Annotated in this window: 19 protein-coding genes and 1 tRNA gene; all 20 read right to left on the minus strand. The window is 34.0% G+C overall.

The features are described from left to right. Positions 1-105 precede the first annotated feature (105 nt). Positions 106-411, minus strand: coding sequence for a hypothetical protein (locus tag ED556_RS11620; RefSeq protein WP_296323895.1), 306 nt, complete (start codon positions 409-411; stop codon positions 106-108). 136 nt (positions 412-547) lie between these two features. Continuing rightward, on the minus strand, positions 548-1,294 hold the full coding sequence (locus ED556_RS11625; RefSeq protein WP_296323897.1) for a LytTR family DNA-binding domain-containing protein: 747 nt from the start codon (positions 1,292-1,294) through the stop codon (positions 548-550). Next, entirely contained in the window at positions 1,287-3,032 is a 1,746-nt protein-coding gene (locus tag ED556_RS11630) for a tetratricopeptide repeat-containing sensor histidine kinase (RefSeq protein ID WP_296323900.1), read from the minus strand. The genes ED556_RS11625 and ED556_RS11630 overlap by 8 nt, the downstream gene beginning before the upstream one ends. 53 nt (positions 3,033-3,085) lie before the next feature. Next, entirely contained in the window at positions 3,086-3,508 is a 423-nt protein-coding gene (locus tag ED556_RS11635) for a hypothetical protein (protein WP_296323901.1), read from the minus strand. Positions 3,509-3,653: 145 nt separating this feature from the next. Further along, positions 3,654-4,478: a zinc-dependent peptidase gene (locus tag ED556_RS11640; RefSeq protein WP_296323903.1), complete on the minus strand. Its 825-nt coding sequence runs from the start codon at positions 4,476-4,478 to the stop codon at positions 3,654-3,656. A gap of 100 nt (positions 4,479-4,578) precedes the next feature. Then, positions 4,579-4,652 (minus strand) — tRNA-Arg (locus ED556_RS11645). 14 nt (positions 4,653-4,666) lie between these two features. Then, positions 4,667-5,116: a GatB/YqeY domain-containing protein gene (locus tag ED556_RS11650; RefSeq protein ID WP_296323904.1), complete on the minus strand. Its 450-nt coding sequence runs from the start codon at positions 5,114-5,116 to the stop codon at positions 4,667-4,669. 117 nt (positions 5,117-5,233) lie between these two features. Further along, positions 5,234-7,153 carry a cell division protein FtsZ gene (gene ftsZ / locus ED556_RS11655; protein WP_296323906.1) on the minus strand — a complete coding sequence of 640 codons (1,920 nt, stop codon included), beginning with the start codon at positions 7,151-7,153 and terminating at the stop codon, positions 5,234-5,236. 47 nt (positions 7,154-7,200) lie between these two features. Beyond that, complete coding sequence (ftsA, locus tag ED556_RS11660; protein ID WP_296323908.1) at positions 7,201-8,517, minus strand: cell division protein FtsA; 1,317 nt, start codon at positions 8,515-8,517, stop codon at positions 7,201-7,203. 3 nt (positions 8,518-8,520) lie between these two features. Next, positions 8,521-9,240, minus strand: a complete 720-nt coding sequence (locus ED556_RS11665) for a cell division protein FtsQ/DivIB (protein WP_296323911.1) — start codon at positions 9,238-9,240, stop codon at positions 8,521-8,523. Beyond that, a complete protein-coding gene (gene murC / locus ED556_RS11670; protein ID WP_296323915.1) occupies positions 9,230-10,579 on the minus strand; it encodes a UDP-N-acetylmuramate--L-alanine ligase in 1,350 nt (449 codons plus the stop codon). The genes ED556_RS11665 and murC overlap by 11 nt, the downstream gene beginning before the upstream one ends. After that, complete coding sequence (gene murG / locus ED556_RS11675; protein ID WP_296323918.1) at positions 10,572-11,684, minus strand: undecaprenyldiphospho-muramoylpentapeptide beta-N-acetylglucosaminyltransferase; 1,113 nt, start codon at positions 11,682-11,684, stop codon at positions 10,572-10,574. Before murG ends, murC begins: the two co-directional genes overlap by 8 nt. Positions 11,685-11,692: 8 nt before the next feature. Then, the gene (locus tag ED556_RS11680; RefSeq protein WP_296323920.1) at positions 11,693-12,889 is read right to left on the minus strand and encodes an FtsW/RodA/SpoVE family cell cycle protein; all 1,197 of its coding nucleotides are present in this window, start codon (positions 12,887-12,889) and stop codon (positions 11,693-11,695) included. A 6-nt stretch (positions 12,890-12,895) separates the two neighbouring features. Then, complete coding sequence (murD, locus tag ED556_RS11685) at positions 12,896-14,227, minus strand: UDP-N-acetylmuramoyl-L-alanine--D-glutamate ligase (protein WP_296323921.1); 1,332 nt, start codon at positions 14,225-14,227, stop codon at positions 12,896-12,898. Continuing rightward, on the minus strand, positions 14,228-15,469 hold the full coding sequence (gene mraY / locus ED556_RS11690) for a phospho-N-acetylmuramoyl-pentapeptide-transferase (RefSeq protein ID WP_296323923.1): 1,242 nt from the start codon (positions 15,467-15,469) through the stop codon (positions 14,228-14,230). It abuts the gene before it with no gap. A 4-nt stretch (positions 15,470-15,473) separates the two neighbouring features. Further along, positions 15,474-16,937: a UDP-N-acetylmuramoyl-L-alanyl-D-glutamate--2,6-diaminopimelate ligase gene (locus tag ED556_RS11695; RefSeq protein WP_296323924.1), complete on the minus strand. Its 1,464-nt coding sequence runs from the start codon at positions 16,935-16,937 to the stop codon at positions 15,474-15,476. Further along, positions 16,934-18,895, minus strand: a complete 1,962-nt coding sequence (locus tag ED556_RS11700) for a penicillin-binding protein (protein ID WP_296324548.1) — start codon at positions 18,893-18,895, stop codon at positions 16,934-16,936. Before ED556_RS11700 ends, ED556_RS11695 begins: the two co-directional genes overlap by 4 nt. 57 nt (positions 18,896-18,952) lie before the next feature. Beyond that, a complete protein-coding gene (locus tag ED556_RS11705) occupies positions 18,953-19,270 on the minus strand; it encodes an FtsL-like putative cell division protein (RefSeq protein ID WP_296323928.1) in 318 nt (105 codons plus the stop codon). Then, complete coding sequence (gene rsmH / locus ED556_RS11710; protein ID WP_296323931.1) at positions 19,267-20,163, minus strand: 16S rRNA (cytosine(1402)-N(4))-methyltransferase RsmH; 897 nt, start codon at positions 20,161-20,163, stop codon at positions 19,267-19,269. The genes ED556_RS11705 and rsmH overlap by 4 nt, the downstream gene beginning before the upstream one ends. Then, positions 20,150-20,620, minus strand: coding sequence for a division/cell wall cluster transcriptional repressor MraZ (gene mraZ, locus ED556_RS11715; protein WP_296323934.1), 471 nt, complete (start codon positions 20,618-20,620; stop codon positions 20,150-20,152). The genes rsmH and mraZ overlap by 14 nt, the downstream gene beginning before the upstream one ends. Positions 20,621-20,654 lie beyond the last annotated feature (34 nt).

The raw sequence follows: 20,654 nt of genomic DNA on the forward strand, positions 1-20,654 counted from the left end.
GATTTCTCTTCTGGTTGGATTGGTGAAGTTGAAGTTTTTAATTAAATCCCCCAATAGTAATTACTATAACTTCGGTCACCTACTTATAAAGCAATTGGCTATTTTTTAAAACGAGCATACTACGCCCGATTCCTTAATATTGAGTATACTACCTTCACTGCATGAGCAGAACCTGGTTAGAATTTTACCATCTGGGTAAACAACCGTTACTATAATTGCAAAGCATTTAGAATTACAGTTACCAGCTGAACCATTAATAATACTACTATCTATTTTTAATATCCCATTATTGTCTGGATCCCTTAAAATGGATTGTACTTTTTCAGTTACATCATAACCTGAAGCAACATTAGATTGAAGAGTCTTACATGAATAAATTGCTGAGTGTACTTTGTATCTATAATCAGACATAATAATGGGGGTTTTACTATTATTTGTTTCAAATGTAATTTGAAACACTTTTTAATTATAGATAAATGGCATGAGCACACTATTTATGCTCATGAAATTAGAAATTTATGGAATAAGATGTAACGTAGTTTTTTAACTACTTTAAAGTGATTACCTTTTTGATAATATCTTTGTAATTATCACTCAAAGTGACTTTATGATTACCAGAAGTAATAATGAGATTGTCTACTGGTACTATTTCTTCAATCTTTTTAACATTTACAATAAAATTACGATGCGTTCGGTAAAAAACTGTGTCATCGAGCAATTTTAAAATTTTAGTTAATGAGATGAGAATAACGAACTTTTCTTTTGAAGTAATAATATTGCAGTACTTATCCTCTACTTCGATATATATTATTTCATCTACTAAAACTTTCTTTAGAGATTTCCCTTTTTTAATAAACAAATAATCATCACTAATTATGGTATTTTCTTCATCACCTTGAAACACATCTGTTTGTTTGTAAAACTTCTCTAAAGCCATCTCAATGGCGTAAAGTAACTCGAGTTCATTAAACGGTTTTAATAAGTAACTATATGGATTTGTAAGTTTAGCACGTTCAAAAATTTGTCTATCGGTGGCACTAGTCAAAAAAACAAAAGGTTTTGCACCATCTGGGCTAAGGGCAATTGCTTCAGCAATATTAATTCCTTCAGGTGCGCCGTTTAAAAAAATATCTATAATTAAAAGGTCTGGCCTAGCAGTTTGATACATTGTGATTGCTTCCTTAAAGGTATCAACTACAGCAAGCACATTATAATTATTATCTTTTAGGGTTTTAACGAGTTTCTCTGCTTCAGCAGGTGTATCTTCTACAATAAGTACATTTACATTATCCATCTGCAATTACTTTGGGAAAAGATACGATGATTTTTGTTCCTTTTCCTAATTCACTTTCAATATTAAAAATGCCTTTATTTTTCTTTATCATTGATTTGCAAAGTTGCATTCCTAAACCTGTTCCTATAATATCTTCATTCTCTTTTTTAGATAATAGAGTTGTTTCTTTAAGTAATTCCAAACGTGTTTGTTCGGACATTCCCAAACCATTGTCTTCAATAATTAAATTGATATACTCATCATTTTCTGATTGACTGTATATACTAATTTTCCCATTTTCTTTAGTAAACTTTATAGCATTATCCATCAGGTTTCTTAAAACAATTTTAAAAGACTCTTGGTCCACTTGTATTTTTTCTTTTTTAGAAACGTCGTTCTTAAAATCTAAATTCTTTTCAAAAATTAAAGCTTGATAATTATAAGCAACGTGTTCAACTAGATGGAACAATCTATGGGGCTCAATATTAAAATAGGATTGCTTTGTTTGTAATAAGGCCCAATTTAGTAGGTTATCTAGCAGGTTATATGCGCCATTTACTATTGCACTATTAGAGTTTAGTTGCACATCTAGTTCTTCTATATTTTTTGTTTTAAGACTATTAATAAGACCTTTATTGCTTGTCTTTAGCGCATTAACAGACGACCTTAAGTCGTGACTTACAATTGAAAATAGTTTATCCTTGGTAGCATTTAATTGGTCGAGTTCCTCATTTTGGTCAGAAATAATCTTATTGGTTTTTACTTTTTCTCTATAATAATATACACTAACACCTAATAATGCCAAAAGTATTAAAGCAGATATGATTACGCCGTTACGCTGTGCTGATTTGACTTTATTCTCCGCTTCTAAAATACTTACACGTTTTTCTCGTTTTTCAACTTCAATCTTCTTTTCAAGCTCGGCAATTTCCCAAACACGATCGCTATTCCAAATAGAGTCTCTTAACACATTTGCTTGGTTTAGGTACTTTAACGATTTTTCATAATCCTTTAGCGCTTCATAAACTGCAGATAAGTTATAATTAACACGTTGTCTGGCATTGATATTTGTACTGTCCTTTTTTTGAAAGGTATTAAGAGCTTTCAAGAAATATTCTCTTGCCTTTCTGTCTTCATATTTCTCAAAATAAAGATTACCAAGGTTACTATAATTTGTAGCAGCTTCATTAAAATTACTAGTGTTTACGTAGATTTTTAATCCTTTTTTATAATACGCTTCTGCTTCTTTATAATTCTCATTAAGCAAATAACTATTCCCTAAAGCGCTGTATAATAGTGCCTTCTTTTCTTCACAAGAAGACCCATCTAATAATTCTTCTGCGTTTTTATAATTGAGGTTTACTTTACCAAAATCTCTTAGACCAGACATGTAGATATTTCCCATGGCCAAGTAGGTATAAAAGGTTAGGTTTCTTGGAGGTTCTTTTGATAAAAGCAATTGAAATGTTTCGATACTTTTTCTAAAAGCTTTATTCTTTCTATGAAGTTCTCCTTCGATAAAAAGTGTAAACACTTCTAAATCTTTATCTAAGGTTTTTTGAGACTCTTGCTTTAATTCTTTTATGAGCTTATAGGATTCATCTAAAGAATTTTTTGATAAGTAGTTATAGGCTTGTTTAAACTTATCTGATTTTACGAAAGCATTGATAACTTCTTCTTTTGTACAAGGGCTATTTTGTGAAGTGCTAACAAAAGAAAAGCATACTAAAAGTAGAGGGAAAATAAATTTAGCAGACATAACACTAAAATAGGTTATATCTGCTAAACTGTTAGTGTTTATTTGAATGTATTTTAACCTCCGTTAGCAATAACTTTAGTTTTGCGACGAGGATCACCAAATCTAACAGCGTTATCATCCGGTTGCCCTTCTTCATCAACGGTAACATTAATGACGGCCTGATTGTTTACTATATTCAGACCGGTGCTTAAAGAAAAAGAAATCTTAACGACCTGTGTATAAGTACTACTTAAAGGTATACTTTTATTATAGGAAGGAATAATTAATACGTCATTTCCATCTGTACCAACAGAAGCTGTTATGGTAGGCGCTCCATCTGGATATACATTGTTATGAAATGGGGCTATTACCGTAACATTAACGGAATTGTTTGAGATTCCATCGCAATAAACTAAAGGCGTTTCTAAACTCTGAAAGTCTTTTCCACTCTCTATTAGAGAACTGAATGCGTTTTGAACTGTAATTGTTTGTGACATTTTAGCATAGATTTTAGGGTTAATAAGTGTCTAATATATAGAAAAATCTGACATATCATCGATAAAATGTAACATATATCCGATTTTGTGTAATAAGTGGGTATATAACTGGAACAAAACCCAAAATGTAGAGAACTAATACATTTTAATAATTGGCGAAATTAAAATTGAGCATACGTCTTACATAATTATATATTTCCGGAAATTTAGTCTTAAATTCCATAGGTGTTTCTATAAAGCACTCTATTAATACTGCTACAAATTCAAACTCATTTGTGTATGCGTACTCCCTAAAATACCGCGTTGAAATAAGGTCTCTGCGTATATCTTCATTTGCTCTTAAGTATCGTTTTAATGCCATAAAACAATCTCTAAATATCATAGCACTAACATCACTAAATTTATAACTATTAAGGTGAATAGCATGACCAAATTCGTGTATGCCAAGATTTAAATTATCATTGGCATCATCATAGCCTTCTACAAAATCCTTCCATGATAATGCTATAATGCCTAATTGTGGATTAACTTCACCCTTGTGAAGTTGTTCATTCATTCTTGAATAAAAAGCTTCTGGATACACCAATATGGTTCTTATTATAGGCAACAAATAGCTTCTAAATCCAAAAGTAAGTTTTACTGCTGTGGCGGCAACTAAAACTTTAATTTCATCGGTTAGTTCTAAATCCTGACGTGTATGAAATTGCTTTTCATTAATAAAAGTTGCAACGCGATGCTCAAAAATTCTCCTGTCCTTCGAAGATAATTTATTATAGAACGAAAATTGGTTTCTTAAAATGTACAACTGCGATTTAGTGAGCCTTCGACGAATTAAAATAAAATTAATATAGAAAGGTCTATTTTTAGTTTCGGCATAAGTCTGTTCTGCAAAGCGATATATATACCGAAGAACAATAAACCCAATTAAGGTTAAAAAAAGTATATTGAAAATTAGCCCTGAATTGGCCATATATTTTGGGACATGTTGTAAGTAAATATATGATTTTTTATTTCAAATAAAGGAGACCAAAAAAGCAAGCGTAAAAATTAGCTTGCTTTTTATTACTTCGTGACCACGGTAGGATTCAAACCTACGACCGCTGGAGCCGAAATCCAGTGCTCTATTCAGCTGAGCTACGTGGCCTATATTTATTAATATTAAGACATTAATTTACCCTTAACTATGGTAGAAATTGTTTTACCATCTGCTTGTCCCGCAAGCTGTTTATTTACAATACCCATAACTTTTCCCATATCTTTCATTCCTTGCGCTCCAACCTTAGCTATCACATTTTCAACCACTTTTGTTATAGCATCTTCATTAAGCTGTTCTGGTAAAAATTGACTTATAACTTCTGCTTGAGCTAATTCTGGGTCAGCCAAGTCTAATCTGTTTTGCGCTGTAAAAATTGCAGCACTGTCCTTGCGCTGTTTTACAAGCTTTGACAAAATTTTAATTTCGTCATCCTTAGTTAATTCCGAATTTCCTCCGGAGGTTTGCGCAAGTAGAATCTCGGATTTTACAGCTCTTAACGCTGCCAAAGCTGTTTGATTTTTATCTTTCATTGCTGCTTTCATTGCAGTCATCACTTCTGCTTGTAAACTCATATTATAAAATTTTATGAACTGCGAAGATACTAAACTATTAAAAAAACAAACCCGAAAAATTGAGGGACTTTTCGGGTTTAAAGACAGTACATAGTTTGTACTTCAATAGATTAACCATTAATCGACATTATCATGTAAAAAAGAATTATTACTTCTTAATTGTATGTCGTCATTATCATCTGTTCCTACAGATAACCGTGAGGTATCTGTATCTGAATTATTGTGAGAATCATCAAGATTAACACCTTGCCTTTTGTAAGCAGGCTCTTTTTCTATTTCATCAATCTTCGCATTATTGAACTTATAATTAAAGTCCTTCATTTTTTTGCGACGTTCATTTGCTCTTGCCTTTAAGATTTCTGATATAGGACTATTCATTGGGTCTATCTCTTCTGAAGCCTCCTCGTCTAACTCTTCAACTGGCAAGGTCTTTTTCTCAAAAACAATTTCTTCTTTAACTTCTTTTTGAGTTTTAGCATGTATTGAAGTTTCCGTTTCGGTAGTTGCAAAATCCTCAAGTGCATAACGTTTCTCTCCATCTTCATTTACCTCAGTAACAGAGATTAACTCAATTGGGTCTGTAACTTGCATATCTTTTACGTCGTCCTCTAATTGAAATAGCATTTTTTCTTCACCAGTCTCAGGTTCTTCAATCTTTTCTCCATCAAAATTAGAAAGTGGTAAATCGAAAGTTAATGTGATTTGTTCTTCTTTCTCTTCAATTATGTCTTCTACATTATTTTGAACAGAAGTAATAACAAAATCATCTTCGACGGTAGTATTCGTATCTAAAACCTCGTCATAAATAACATTTATGTCTTTTATGTCTTGAGTCGTTTTAATTAATTCATTTTCAATAGTCGGTGCTTCTTCCTCAAAATCTTCTTCAGTTAACGTATGAATAATTGGAGTTTCAACTTCTTTTTCTAATACAATATCTGGCGTAATTATTGCCGGATCATTTTCTTGGACATGTACTTCTTCTTTATAATCATCATCTTCGAGAGCATGAATTACTTTTTTGACTTCTGTATTAGAAATTTCGTTTTGTTGATCAAGATCAAAACCTGTAGCAATTATGGTTACAGAGATAGACTCTTGTAAAGACTCGTCTTCACCAACACCCATAATTATATTAGCACCATAACCTGCTTCTGTTTGAATATGGTCATTAATTTCTCCTATTTCATCAATAGTAATCTCTTGAGAGCCAGAAACAATTAGTAATAATACATTTTTAGCGCCAGTAATTTTATTATCGTTTAATAGTGGTGAATCTAGAGCTTTCATTATAGCGTCCTGCGCTCTAGCTTGACCTGAAGCTGTTGCAGAACCCATTATTGCTGTACCACTATTGCTTAGTACAGTCTTTGCATCACGCAAGTCAATATTTTGAGTGTAATGGTGTGTTATTACCTCAGCTATTCCTCGCGAAGCCGTAGATAATACCTCATCTGCTTTTGAGAAACCTGCTTTAAATCCTAAATTACCGTATACCTCTCTAAGCTTATTATTATTAATTACAATTAACGAATCTACATGCTCTCGCAATCTTTCAATACCTCGTTGTGCTTGATCATTTCGCATCTTACCTTCAAATTGAAACGGCATAGTAACGATACCTACAGTTAAGATATCTAACTCTCTCGCCATTTTTGCAATTATCGGTGCTGCTCCAGTACCCGTACCGCCACCCATTCCTGCGGTAATAAATACCATCTTGGTATTTGTTTCGAGCATGCGCTTTATATCTTCAAGACTTTCTAGTGCTGCTTGCTCACCAACATCCGGATTTGCTCCTGCTCCTAAACCTTCTGTAAGATTTACACCTAGTTGTATTTTGTTTAGTACACCACTATTTTGTAAGGCTTGCGCATCTGTATTACAAATCACGAAGTCAACACCTTTGATACCTTGTTGAAACATGTGATTTATAGCATTACTTCCACCACCGCCTACGCCAATAACTTTAATGACATTAGATTGGTTTTTTGGTAGATCGAAAGCAATATTACCAAATTCGTTGTTATTGTTCATATTAACTGTATTATGGGGTTTTTTATACTGTTTTGATTAATTAATTATTATTCGGCATTATCAAGAAAATCTTTGACGCGTTCCGTTAGTTTATCTAAAAATGAGCGCCGTTCTTTTGGTTGTTCTTCAATAATTTCGTCTATATTTTCTTGAGAAACTTCTGCATCACTATTTTCTGCTTCAGCTTCAATTATTTTTCGTTCTTGACGTTTTAATCCATCCATTACTAAACCAACTGCAGTTGCAAAAAGTGGACTTGCAATTTCCTCATCGCTACCACCTGCAAGGTGCTCGTTAGGATAGCCAATTCTGGTATCCATACCTGTAATGTACTCAACCAATTGCTTTAAATGCTTTAGTTGACTTCCACCTCCTGTTAGTACAATACCTGCAATTAGTTTTTTCTTCTGCTCTTCATGTCCATAGTTCTTAATCTCCACATAAACTTGTTCGATAATTTCAACTACACGAGCATGAATAATTTTTGACAGGTTTTTTAGGGTAATTTCTTTGGGGTCGCGACCTCTTAATCCAGGAATAGATACTATCTCGTTATCCTTATTTTCTCCTGGCCAAGCAGAGCCAAATTTAATTTTAAGTAACTCGGCTTGTTTTTCAATGATTGAACATCCTTCTTTGATATCTTCTGTAATGACATTTCCACCAAAAGGTATTACCGCCGTATGCCTAATTATGCCATCTTTAAAAACTGCTAAGTCTGTTGTTCCACCACCTATATCAATTAAAGCAACACCTGCTTCTTTTTCCTCTTGACTTAAAACTGCGTTAGCAGAGGCTAATGGCTCTAGTGTAATACCTTCAAGTTCCAAATCAGAGCTTTTTACGCAGCGACCAATATTTCTTATTGATGATACTTGACCAACGACCACATGAAAATTAGCTTCCAATCTTCCGCCATACATCCCAATTGGTTCTTTAATTTCGGCCTGTCCGTCTACTTTAAATTCTTGTGGTAATACATGAATTATTTCTTCACCTGGAAGCATTACCAGTTTGTGAACTTGGTTAATAAGTCTATCAATATCAGCTTCGTCAATAACCAATTCAGAATTTGCTCTCGTGATATAATCACTATGTTGCAGGCTTCTAATATGTTGTCCTGCAATTCCAACGGTGACTTCAGATATTTTTTCTGAAGCAGCCGCTTCTGCCTCTTGAACCGCTTGTTGAATAGACTGGATAGTTTGTGTAATGTTATTTACAACACCGCGATGAACACCCAAACTTTTTGATTTACCAACACCTAAAATTTCAACCTTTCCGTATTCATTTTTACGACCAATCATTGCGACAATTTTGGTCGTTCCTATATCTAATCCTACAGAAATATTATGCTGTTCCATAATCTATTTTTTCGTGCATATCACTTGGCTTTCAAACTTCAAGTTTACACGGCTATATGCATTAATCGTTTTATCTTTATTTGCCTTTTTATAAAAAGCTTTAAAATTATTTACCTTCTTTTCTAAGTTGTCTAATTGTCCTAGCTCAACAATAAATTGGTATTTGCGTAGCCGAAGGCTTATATTTTTATTCTCATCTTGACGAATTTCTATAACATGTTGTTTCAAAAAATCATCTTCGTCAATATACTTTGCAATTTTATATACTTGGTCTAGCTTCGATTTATAAACTGTACCTGTTACAAAAGGTACTCTAGCCGAATAATTCGATGACAATGGCATGTAGGAGCCTTCATCATCAACATAATATGACGCATTTGTATATACCCTTGCAATTGGTCTTTTCTGCTCTATTTCTACTGATAGTCTGCCAATTACAGACATATAAACTTCAGCATTTTTGACCATTGGGTTAGAATTTAGGGCAGTTTCTAACTCATTCAAATCTATAATTTCTTTGTCCTTGTTATTAAGACCATTAGGATTTTGTATTAACAATTTACTAACATTCTCATGAGTTAGGAATAAGTTCTCTGAACCTGAAAACTCCACCATTGGTTCATCTATGATCCTTGTCTTGTTTCTAGCATTTGTAAAGGCATACAAAAAACCTACTAACACCAATAAAACCAACACTTTTATGTAACCGTATTTAACTCGCAATGCTTAATTTCTCTTTAATTTTTTTGACTTCTTCTCCAATATCACCGGCACCAATTGTTAAAACAATCTTTGCAGAACTCTGTTCTATCTTACTGATTAACTGAATCTTATTAGTTAATTCCTTATTTGGATTTTCAATTTTATCTAATAGCCATTTAGAATTCACACCTGGTATTGGTAATTCTCGTGCAGGATATATATCTAATAATAATATCTCATCAAACTTTGATAAGGCCATTGCAAACTCATCCACAAAATCTTGTGTTCTTGAAAATAGATGCGGCTGAAAAACGGCCAATACAGCATCACCAGGATACATTTCTCTTACCGCATGATGGACTGCATTAATTTCTTCAGGATGGTGTGCGTAATCATCTATAAAAACTAAGTTTTCTGTTTTAATATGATAGGTGAATCGCCGCTTTACACCTTTGTAAGACGCCAAAGCTTTCGTAAGTTTTAGTTGACTCAGTCCGTATTCTAAAGACATTGCTAGTGCTATTAATGCATTTGACAAATTATGTCTACCTGGTAAATGAAATTTAAAATCTTTGAGAGTTGTTTTTGGAGTTTGCAGATCAAAAACATACGCACCATTTTCTATCCTGATATTCTTTGCGCAATAATCTGAGTTATCTTCAATTCCATAGGTGATTCCATTAATTGGTAGCCCATTCTTTATAAAAAGCTTCCCTTTGGGCTTTATTTTACTCGTAAAATCCTTGAATGACTTCGTTAATTCTGAAGCATCGCCATAGATATCTAAATGGTCCGCATCCATAGATGTTATGCATGCAAAATCTGGCGATAATGTAAGGAACGACCTATCAAATTCATCAGCTTCAACGACGGTAATTTTTGTACCGTTTTGGATTAGGTTTGAATTATAATTTTCACTTATTCCTCCTAAAAAAGCAGTCATTTCAACCTCACACTCATTAAGCAAATGACCCAGAATACTAGTTGTTGTTGTTTTACCATGAGTCCCAGCTACCGCAAAACAAAAAGTGTTTTCAGTAATATCACCTAGCACTTGTGATCGTTTTTTTACTTTAAAATTATGTTCTAAAAAGTAGTTGAGTTCTGAATGCGATTTTGGAATTGCAGGCGTATATACAATCAGTGTCGAATCTTTGTCCTTAAATATATTAGAAATCAAATTGACATCATCTTCAAAATGGATATCAACATTTAAATCTTGTAAAGCCTTGGTATTATCGGATGGTGTTCTATCATAGCCAGCAACTTTATTTCCATTTGCAACAAAATATCTAGCAAGGGCACTCATGCCTATTCCGCCAATGCCAATGAAATATATATTTCTTTTATCGCTACTCATTATTTTCTAAAAGTTTTTCAACTTCATCTACTATATCTTTAGTTGCATTTACCAATGCCAGTTTTTTTATATTCACTCCTAAAGCTGCTCTTTTCTCATCTGATTTAATAAGTTCAGAACATTGGTTTTCGAAATTAGAATCCAGCTGTGATTCTTCAATTAAAACCGCTGCATCTTTATCTGAAATTGCTTTTGCATTTTTTGTTTGATGGTTTTCTGCAACATTTGGAGATGGAATAAAAATCACAGGCTTTCCTATAACACATAACTCTGAGACCGAACTTGCTCCTGCTCGAGATATAATGATATCCGCAGCTGCATAGGCCAAATCCATTTCATTTAAAAATGAATGTACTTGAATATGACTCTCTGCATCATGAACTTTGTATTGCTCATAATACAACTTACCACATTGCCAAATGACTTGTAAATTATGTTCTTTTAAATAATCAAGTTTGCTTTCTATAAGTTGATTAATTCGTCTTGCCCCTAAACTACCTCCTAAAACTAACAACGTAAGCTTATTACTATCAAGGTTAAACTTCGTTAATGCTGCATTTCGCTTATTTGAAATATCTATCACATCTTTTCTGATAGGGTTACCCGTGAGCTTTAGCTTTTCTTTCGGAAAGAAACGTTCAAGACCTTCGTAAGCGACACAAATACTATCAGCTTTTTTGCTCAACAATTTATTGGTGATTCCTGGATAAGAATTTTGCTCTTGAATTAAAGTAGGTATATTTTTAGAATTTGCAACCTGTAATAGTGGGCCACTTGCAAATCCGCCAGTACCAATAGCTACATTTGGTTGAAATTTTTTTATAATTCGTCTTGATTTGAACAAACTTGAAATTAGTTTAAATGGAAACATTAAATTTTTAAAAGTCAGCTTGCGTTGAATACCTGAAATCCAAAGTCCTTCAATCTTATAACCGGCTTGAGGCACTTTTTCCATTTCCATGCGGTCTTTTGCTCCTACGAATAAAACATTAGACTTTGGAAATCTTAATTTTAATTCATTAGCTATTGCAATAGCAGGATAAATATGCCCACCTGTGCCACCACCTGAAAGAATAAAATTATATGTCGCTGATTCTTTTTTCAATGCCTACATCAAATTGTTTCAGATAAAATATCTAAGGGGTTTTCATCTAAACCATCTTGTTCTTTTGCTTTTATCTCTTCGCGTTTAGCACTTACGCTCAATATTATACCAATTGCCATACAGGTCATCCAAATAGATGTTCCACCACTACTTATAAGCGGTAAAGTCTGGCCTGTTACGGGGAATAATTCTACGGCCACTGCCATATTTATTAATGCCTGAAATACAATTGGCAATCCAACTCCAAGAACCAATAGCTTCCCAAAAATTGTATCAGATTTTTGTGAGACGATTACAATTCTGAATAATAACCATGAGTATAATGCTAATAAAAATAGCCCACCAAATAGACCGTACTCTTCGATGATTATTGCAAATATGAAATCTGATGACGATTGCGGTAATAAATTCTTTTGAACGCTTTTTCCAGGACCAACTGGCTTTTGACCCAATGCAATAGCGATCTTAGCATTCTCTATCTGGTAATCTTCTTCGGTTTCTTCTCCACTTGTAAAACTCTCAATCCTGCTCATCCAGGTATCTATTCGATTCGGCATAACATCAGGAAATGATTTTGCTACCAGAATGAAAAACACAAACGCCATGATTCCGGCTCCGATTATCAAAAGCAAATATCTGATGGGATAACCACCAATGAATGTCAATAACAACACCATTAAAAATATTATAGCTGTTGTTGAAAAATTAGCAGGTAGAATAAGAGCAAGAATTATAAATACAGGCATCCATAATGGTAAAATGGTTTCTTTAAACGACACCTTGCGATCCTTAATTTTAGATAGATAACGTGCTACATACACCATCAGCACAACTGATGCCAAGGTAGATGTCTGAAAGGACATATTTACGATTGGTATTTTTATCCAACGACTTGCATTTGCACCTTCTACAGTTGTGCCTTGCAAAACTGTTACTGCTAATAGAACAATAACTACAGGTATCATTACCATCGATAAACCTCGGAAATATCTATATGGAATTTTATGCACACCGTACATGATTGCAAAACCTAAAAAGAGGTGCATAAAGTGTTTTACAAAATATGCAAAGGTATTGCCTGAACCACCAGTATATGCCAAATTACTAGCAGCAGAATATACAGGCAAAAATGAGAAAATAGCCAACAACATTGCTATTGCCCATATTAACCTGTCGCCTTTGATATTTTTAAAAACTGTTTGCAATGATTCTTATAATTTTCTAACTGCTTCTTTAAACTGACGACCTCTATCTTCGTAATTTTCAAATAAATCAAAGCTTGCACAAGCTGGCGATAACAACACATTATCACCTGCACTTGCTACCTTGTATGCAATCTTTACGGCTTCGCTCATAAATTGAGTTTCGATAATAATGTCTACCATATTACCAAAAGTTTGCATCAATTTTACATTATCAACTCCGAGGCAAATAATAGCTTTCACCTTTTCATTTACAAAAGGGAAAAGTTCTTTGTAGTCATTACCTTTATCTTCTCCACCAACAATCCAAATGGTTGGTGCTTCCATACTTTCTAGTGCAAAATATGTAGCATTGACATTTGTTGCTTTAGAGTCATTAATGTATTGTACTTTATTAATACGTAGTACATTTTCCAAACGATGTTCAACGCCTTGAAAATTTTCTAAACTTTCTCTAATAGTTTGCTTCCTTATTTTAAGTAAATGTGCGGCTGTTGATGCAGCCATTGCATTTTTAACGTTGTGCTTTCCGGCTAATGCTAATTTCTTTATTGGCATAGTTATTTGATTGTTATCTATTGTTATTATTATGTTGTTATCTTCTATATATGCTCCATTTTCAACTTCTTTTGTTAATGAAAATGGGAGTTTTTGAGATGGAATGGAGTGTGATTTCATCCAGCTTTCTATGACTGGATCGTCCGCGTCATAAATGAAATAATCATCACTAGTATGATTGTCTACGATTCTGAATTTTGAAGCGATATAATTTTCAAAATTGTAATCGTATCTATCTAAATGGTCTGGTGTAATATTGGTTAGTATGGCGATTTTTGGTTTAAAATCTTTAATATCATCCAATTGAAAACTGCTAACCTCCAAGACATAGTTTTGATGATTTTTTTCTAAAATTTGCTTTGCGAAACTATCTCCAATATTACCTGCTAAACCCACATCTAAATCTTGTTTTAGTAGGTGATGAGTTAGAGTTGCCGTAGTTGTTTTCCCATTACTACCAGTTATAGCAACTAAAGTTGCATCTGTATAATTCGAAGCAAATTCTATTTCTGAAACCACCTTAATCTGTTTCTCTCGTATTTTTTTTACTAAAGCAACTTTATCAGGTATTCCAGGGCTTTTCATTACAACGTCAGCATTAAGAATTTTAGATTTTGTATGCTTGTTATCTTCCCATTCAATCTCATTATGTATAAGAACGTCCTTGTATTTCTTTTTGATTTCGCCTTTATCAGAGACAAAAACCTCAAAGCCTTTTGCTTTGGCTAATAATGCTGTACCAACTCCACTTTCTCCGCCTCCTAATACAACTAACCGTTTCATTTATCTAATTTTCAATGTCACAATCGCCAAAATGGCTAGCAAGATTCCTATAATCCAGAATCGTGTTACTATTTTGCTCTCGTGATATCCTGATTTTTGATAATGATGATGCAATGGCGACATTTTAAAAATGCGTCTGCCTTCACCATATTTTTTTCTTGTGTATTTGAAATAGCTCACCTGCAATACCACAGATAAATTCTCAGCTAAGAATATTCCGCATAAAATTGGAATTAACCACTCTTTACGCACCGCTATAGCTATAACAGCGATAATACCACCAATAGTTAAGCTTCCAGTATCACCCATAAATACTTGAGCCGGATAGGTATTATACCATAAGAAACCTATGAGTGCTCCGACAAAAGCTGCGATATAAATTGTGATTTCCTCTACTCGAGGTATGTACATGATATTTAAGTAATCTGAGAAAATAATATTACCAGATACCCAAGCAAAGATCCCAAGCGTAAGTACGATTATAGCTGATGTACCAGCTGCTAGACCATCGATACCATCAGTAAGATTTGCTCCATTTGATACTGCTGTGATTATAAATATTGCTGCTAATACAAAAATTATCCAAGCATATTTCTTAAGACCTGGACTTATCCAAGTGATTAAATCTGCGTAATCAAACTCATTATTTTTTACAAAAGGAATTGTAGTCTTAGTGGATTTTTCTTCTACATCAAATAATTTTGAAGGCTCTAAATTTGGATTTTCTGCTAGGAGCTCTTTTTGAACTTCCATAGGCAACTTTTCTTTCATTGTAACATCTTTATGAAAGTAAAGCGTCGTTGCTACAATAATACCTAGACCTACTTGACCGAGAACTTTAAATCTTCCTTTTAAACCTTGCTTATCATTTTTGAATTTTTTGATGTAATCATCAATAAAACCAATGGTTCCCATCCATAGTGTAGTTACAATCAATAAGATGATATACACATTAGCTATTTTAGCTAAAAGCAAAACAGGAATTAGTGTAGCTAGTATAATTATAATACCACCCATAGTTGGTGTACCTGCTTTTTCTGCTTGACCTTCAAGGCCTAAATCTCTTATAGTCTCACCAACTTGTTTACTTTGCAAAAAACGAATGATTCGTTTACCATAAACAATAGAAATTAGTAATGATAAAATCATTGCAACTGCAGCTCTAAAAGTCAAATACCCAAAAAGAGTCGCTCCTGGGAACTGGTATTGCTTTTCTAAATAATCGAATAGGTAGTATAACATAGTTCTACTTTTGCAATTGATTTAATAATTCGGCTACTATTTTATAATCATCAAAATCTGTTCGTTTACCATTAATTTCTTGATATGTTTCGTGACCTTTACCTGCTATTAGAATAATATCATTAGGCTGTGCTAGTTGGCACGCCGTTTTAATAGCTTGTTCTCTATCAATAATGGAAATGACTTTTTTGAAATTTTGCGGCTCTACACCTGCTTCTATGGCGTCGATAATAGATTTTGGGTCTTCACTGCGTGGATTATCGCTTGTGAAAATAACTTTTGTACTGAGCGCCGAAGCAATATGTCCCATTTTAGGGCGTTTAGTAGCATCTCGATCGCCACCACATCCTACTACTGTAATTAATTCTTCATTTTTAGTACGTATAGAGTTGATGGTTTCTAGTACATTTTTTAATGCATCAGGTGTATGTGCATAATCTACTATTGCAGTAATTTTTTCGTCTGAAACAAAATATTCAAACCGACCACTTACACTTTCTAATTCACTGATGTGCCTGAGACTTTCTTCATTATCAAGACCTAACAATTCTGACACAGCATAAATAGCCAAAAGATTATAGGCGTTAAAATTTCCGATAAGTTTTGTCCAAACTTCATTATCGTTAAGCTTTAGTAAAAGACCACCAAACTGATTTTCTAGAATTTGAGCTTTATAATCTGCATATGTTTTTAAAGCATAGGTGTATTTCTTTGCTACAGTATTTTGCAACATTATTAACCCATTTTTATCATCTGTATTTACTAGGGCAAACGCTTTTTTTGATAAGCCATCAAAAAAGGATTTCTTTACATCACGGTATTCGGCAAATGTGTTATGATAATCTAAATGGTCATGTGATAAATTGGTGAAAACGCCGCCGATAAATTGCAAGCCTTCTGTTCTACTTTGATGAATCCCATGCGAACTTACTTCCATAAAGCAAAACTCAACACCTTCATCATTCATTAGTTTTAAGTAATAGTTTATGGTAAGAGAATCTGGAGTAGTATGTGTGGCTTTATGCTCTGTATTATCAACCATAATTTTTACAGTAGACAACAAACCAACCTTGTAACCTGCTTTTTTGAATAATTGATACAACAGAGAACTAACAGTGGTTTTACCATTAGTTCCTGTTGTACCTACCAACTTTAAATTTTCTGAAGGGTTATCGTAGTAATTAGCCGCCATAAAAGCCAATGCCTGATTAGAATTTTCCACCTCAACATAGGTGACATTATCTATCAATTCATCAGGTAAATTTTGACATATAATAGCTTTAGCTCCACTACTAATAGCTTTACTTATGTAGTCATGACCGTCGGACACCTGACCAACTATAGCCACAAAAACATCGTTCGAACTCACTTTCCTAGAGTCAAAAACAATGTTTTCAATATCAATGCTTGTGCTTCCAACCACAGCATTGATATTAACTTTATATAGTATGTCTTTTAAGGGCTTCAAGAGGCTTCTAGTACTACGGTTTGATTTGGTTTTAGCTTTATATTTTTTGAAACGGACTGAGATGTTATCACTCCATTACCATTCAGTTTTATATTGACATCTACCTCCATATTCTCTAAGAATGCCACTGCATCCATAGCAGGCATACCTATTAAATTTGGCATAATGGTTTTGTACTTATTTGAAATAGAATTGAATTTCTCAAAGTCATTTGCGATCAATTCATTGTTGTAATCACCTGTTTGTATTTGATCGATAAGTGGCGTATCGGTATAAATCTTTTGAGCAATACGTTTAAATACTGGACCAGAAACATCAGCACCATAAAAACCAACTTTTGTACTTGGTTTATGAATCACTACTATACAAGAGTATTTAGGATTTTCTGCAGGAAAATAACCAGCAAAAGAAGAGACATATTTAGGATCTTCTTTCCAAGCTTCAATATCGGCATAATCGGTCCTTGCTGTACCTGTTTTACCTGCCATTGAAAAGGTTTCGGAATATAGTTTTTTACCAGTACCACGACTAACAACATTCTTAAGAATATCCTTTATTTGAGAAAGGGTTTCATCTTTGCATAGCTTATTGACTAGCACTTCTTTTTCGAAAACTTCTATATCTCTATCAAACTCTTTTACAGCTTTTAAAAATCTTGGCTTAATCAGTTGTCCATTATTAGCTATAGCATTATAAAAAGCCAAAGTTTGCAAAGGCGTTAACTGCATGTTGTAACCATAAGCCATTGACGGTAATGCATTCTTACTCCAAATCTTATCACCCGGTTTTGGAATAACAGGTTTACCCTCACCAATAATTGAAACACCTAGAGTTTGGTCTAAATGCCAATCGCGTAGCTGCTTCAAAAACTTTTCAGGATTACTCGAATAATTTTCATCGATTATAGTAGCCAAACCAATATTTGATGAGACTTCTAGGGCTTTAGCTGCTGATATTTTTCCGTAACCACCGTGATGCGAATCACTTATCGTACGGCCATAAAAATATTTACGCCCATTCTTTGTGTCGACAATCGTAGAGGTGTCAATAACCTTATCTTCTAAAGCCGCCATCATAGCCATTACCTTAAACGTAGAACCCGGTTCATGACTCTCGCCCACAGCATAGTTTAAGCGCTCGTAGTATTTACCTATCTTATTCCGGCCTAAGTTTGAAATAGCTTTAATCTCACCAGATTTTACATCCATCACTACCACACAACCGTGGTCGGCCTCGTATTTTTCTAATTGTCCTAAAAGCGAATGATGCGCTATATCTTGAATATTAACATCAATTGTTGTATAAATATCATAGCCGTCTTTTGGCTCAACTTCGTTAACATCTCTTATGGGTTTCCACTCGCCTTTACCAATTTTTTGTTTGAGTCGACTTCCTGTTTCTCCTCTTAAATAATCTTTACCAAAAGCACCATCTATACCAACACGAGTTGCATAGCCATTTTCATCGATGCGTTCGTAACCAATAGATCGTTCGGCAATGCCACCCATTGGATGCTCACGTTTTGTTTTTTGGTCGTACACAAATCCTCCGCGGATTGCTCCTAGTTTTAAAAGCGGAAAATTTCTAAAGCGCATATAGTCCGTATAGGACAAATTTCTTGCTAATAAGAGGTATTGGTCTTTGGTTTGACGTGCCTTATTTATTTTTTGCTCAAAGCTTCCAGAAGATTTACCGGTAAATGCTGCTAAAGAATCGCAAAGTGGTTTAATATATTTTTTGAAGTTTTTATCTGAAGATGTTACAGCATCGATAGCCACATCGTATTTAGGAATAGAGGTTGCCAGTAAACTCCCATCAGCTGAATATACATTACCTCTATTTGCCGGTATCTCGAAACGTTTAATAGTACGTTTCTGGGCCATTGCCCTATATTTATCACCTTGAATAAATTGTATAGAACACAACTTAAAAACCACGGCAAGAGCAAAGACAAACATACAGCCTGCTACGAAGTACAATCTGTTTAATATGTTAGTTTCTGTTGTTGCCAAACTTTAATCTCTAGCTTTAACTTTTATTTTTTTTGGAGGAGTTGTTGAAATCTCCAATCCTTTTTCTTCTACCTTTTTCACAATTGTCGATTCCATTTTTAATCGCATAAGTTTTGATCTTCCGTCTACAAAAGCTGACCGTAACTCCTTTACCTCATTGCTTAACTCGGAAATTTCATATACTTTTTCATCAGCACTATGCGCACTCGCAATCATTATCACGGCTAGTCCTGAAATAAAAAGAATGACCCGCCAATTTTTGAACGAATCATCACTGATTAGAAACGTACCTCTTAATATGCTGTAAATGCTCTTTTTCAAATTTTCTCTGCTATTCTAAGCTTTGCACTTCTTGCTCTATTATTAACACTTATTTCGTCTTGTGATGGAACAATTAAACCTCCTACTTTTTTAAGCGGTACTTCAAAATTGCCAAACATATCTCGCTCTGGTTCGCCCTCAAAAAGACCATTTCTAATGAATCGTTTTACCAATCTATCTTCAAGCGAGTGATAAGAGATAAAGCTTAATCGGCCACCCGATTTCAATAATTCTGGTGTTTGCTCTAAGAGTTCTTTTAACACCTCTATTTCCTGATTAACTTCAATACGAATGGCTTGATAAATCTGTGCTAATACCTTATTCTCTTTTCTATGATTTAGAAACTTTTTTAACACTGATTTTAATTGATTACTCGTCTTTATTTTTTCTTGATCTCTGGCCTCCACTATTACTCTTGCCATCGCTGGTGCCTGTCTCAACTCTCCATAATCATAAAATACACGTCTTAACTCTTGCTCTTCATAATCATTGATGACCTCATATGCAGATAGCTCACCATCTTGGTTCATTCGCATATCTAATTCTGAATCAAAACGCGTCGAAAACCCACGTTCAGCGACATCAAACTGATGAGACGACACACCAAAATCTGCAAGAATTCCATCTACTTGTTTTACTCCATAAAACTTCAGAAATCGTTTTATATATCTAAAGTTTTCATTGATTAGAGTAAATCGCTCGTCATCAATTGTATTTGCTAAAGCATCAGCATCTTGATCAAATGCATACAGTTTCCCCTTATCATTAAGTCTGCTTAAAATCTCTTGGCTATGTCCACCACCACCAAAAGTGACATCAACATAAACCCCATCAGGATTTATAGCTAAACCATCTACCGTTTCTTTGAGTAATACTGCATTATGATAACTCATTACTTCCATCGTCTTGACCCATTACCTCTTCAGCCAAATCCGCAAAATCTAAGGCTGCATCATCAATTGCTTTTTCGTATTTATCCTTATCCCATATCTCTACTATATTTACCGCAGAAGCCAAAACAGTTTCTTTAGTAATACCAGAAAATGACAATAAGTTTTTAGGAATTAGTAAACGACCAGTACTATCTACTTCGACTACTTTTACACCTGCAGTAAACCGACGGATAAAAGCATCATTCTTTTTATTAAAGCGGTTAAGTTTATTCACTTTTTGCATTAATTTCTCCCATTCTGGCATTGGGTATAATTCTAAACAAGGTTGAAAAACAGCACGTTTTAGCACGAAACCATTTTGCATAACAGGAGCCAACTGCTTCTTTAAAACAGTTGGCAACATTAGCCTTCCTTTAGCATCAGCTTTTACTTCGTATGTTCCTATTAATGCGTTCAATCTATTGGGTCAAAAAAGGTTGTAATTCTATTAC

It is taken from the genome of Winogradskyella sp., from assembly GCF_003712105.1.
Classification (GTDB): Bacteria; Bacteroidota; Bacteroidia; order Flavobacteriales; family Flavobacteriaceae; genus Winogradskyella.

Excerpts from the sequence above, each read along its gene's own strand:
- rsmH (WP_296323931.1), bottom strand. The coding sequence starts at position 20,163 with ATGAGTTATCATAATGCAGTATTACTCAAAGAAACGGTAGATGGTTTA.
- ED556_RS11620 (WP_296323895.1), bottom strand. The coding sequence starts at position 411 with ATGTCTGATTATAGATACAAAGTACACTCAGCAATTTATTCATGTAAG.
- ED556_RS11635 (WP_296323901.1), bottom strand. The coding sequence starts at position 3,508 with ATGTCACAAACAATTACAGTTCAAAACGCATTCAGTTCTCTAATAGAG.
- murD (WP_296323921.1), bottom strand. The coding sequence starts at position 14,227 with ATGAAACGGTTAGTTGTATTAGGAGGCGGAGAAAGTGGAGTTGGTACA.
- ED556_RS11630 (WP_296323900.1), bottom strand. The coding sequence starts at position 3,032 with ATGTCTGCTAAATTTATTTTCCCTCTACTTTTAGTATGCTTTTCTTTT.
- ED556_RS11640 (WP_296323903.1), bottom strand. The coding sequence starts at position 4,478 with ATGGCCAATTCAGGGCTAATTTTCAATATACTTTTTTTAACCTTAATT.
- ftsA (WP_296323908.1), bottom strand. The coding sequence starts at position 8,517 with ATGGAACAGCATAATATTTCTGTAGGATTAGATATAGGAACGACCAAA.
- ED556_RS11625 (WP_296323897.1), bottom strand. The coding sequence starts at position 1,294 with ATGGATAATGTAAATGTACTTATTGTAGAAGATACACCTGCTGAAGCA.
- ftsZ (WP_296323906.1), bottom strand. The coding sequence starts at position 7,153 with ATGAACAATAACAACGAATTTGGTAATATTGCTTTCGATCTACCAAAA.
- ED556_RS11700 (WP_296324548.1), bottom strand. The coding sequence starts at position 18,895 with ATGTTTGTCTTTGCTCTTGCCGTGGTTTTTAAGTTGTGTTCTATACAA.
- ED556_RS11650 (WP_296323904.1), bottom strand. The coding sequence starts at position 5,116 with ATGAGTTTACAAGCAGAAGTGATGACTGCAATGAAAGCAGCAATGAAA.
- mraY (WP_296323923.1), bottom strand. The coding sequence starts at position 15,469 with ATGTTATACTACCTATTCGATTATTTAGAAAAGCAATACCAGTTCCCA.
- murC (WP_296323915.1), bottom strand. The coding sequence starts at position 10,579 with ATGAGTAGCGATAAAAGAAATATATATTTCATTGGCATTGGCGGAATA.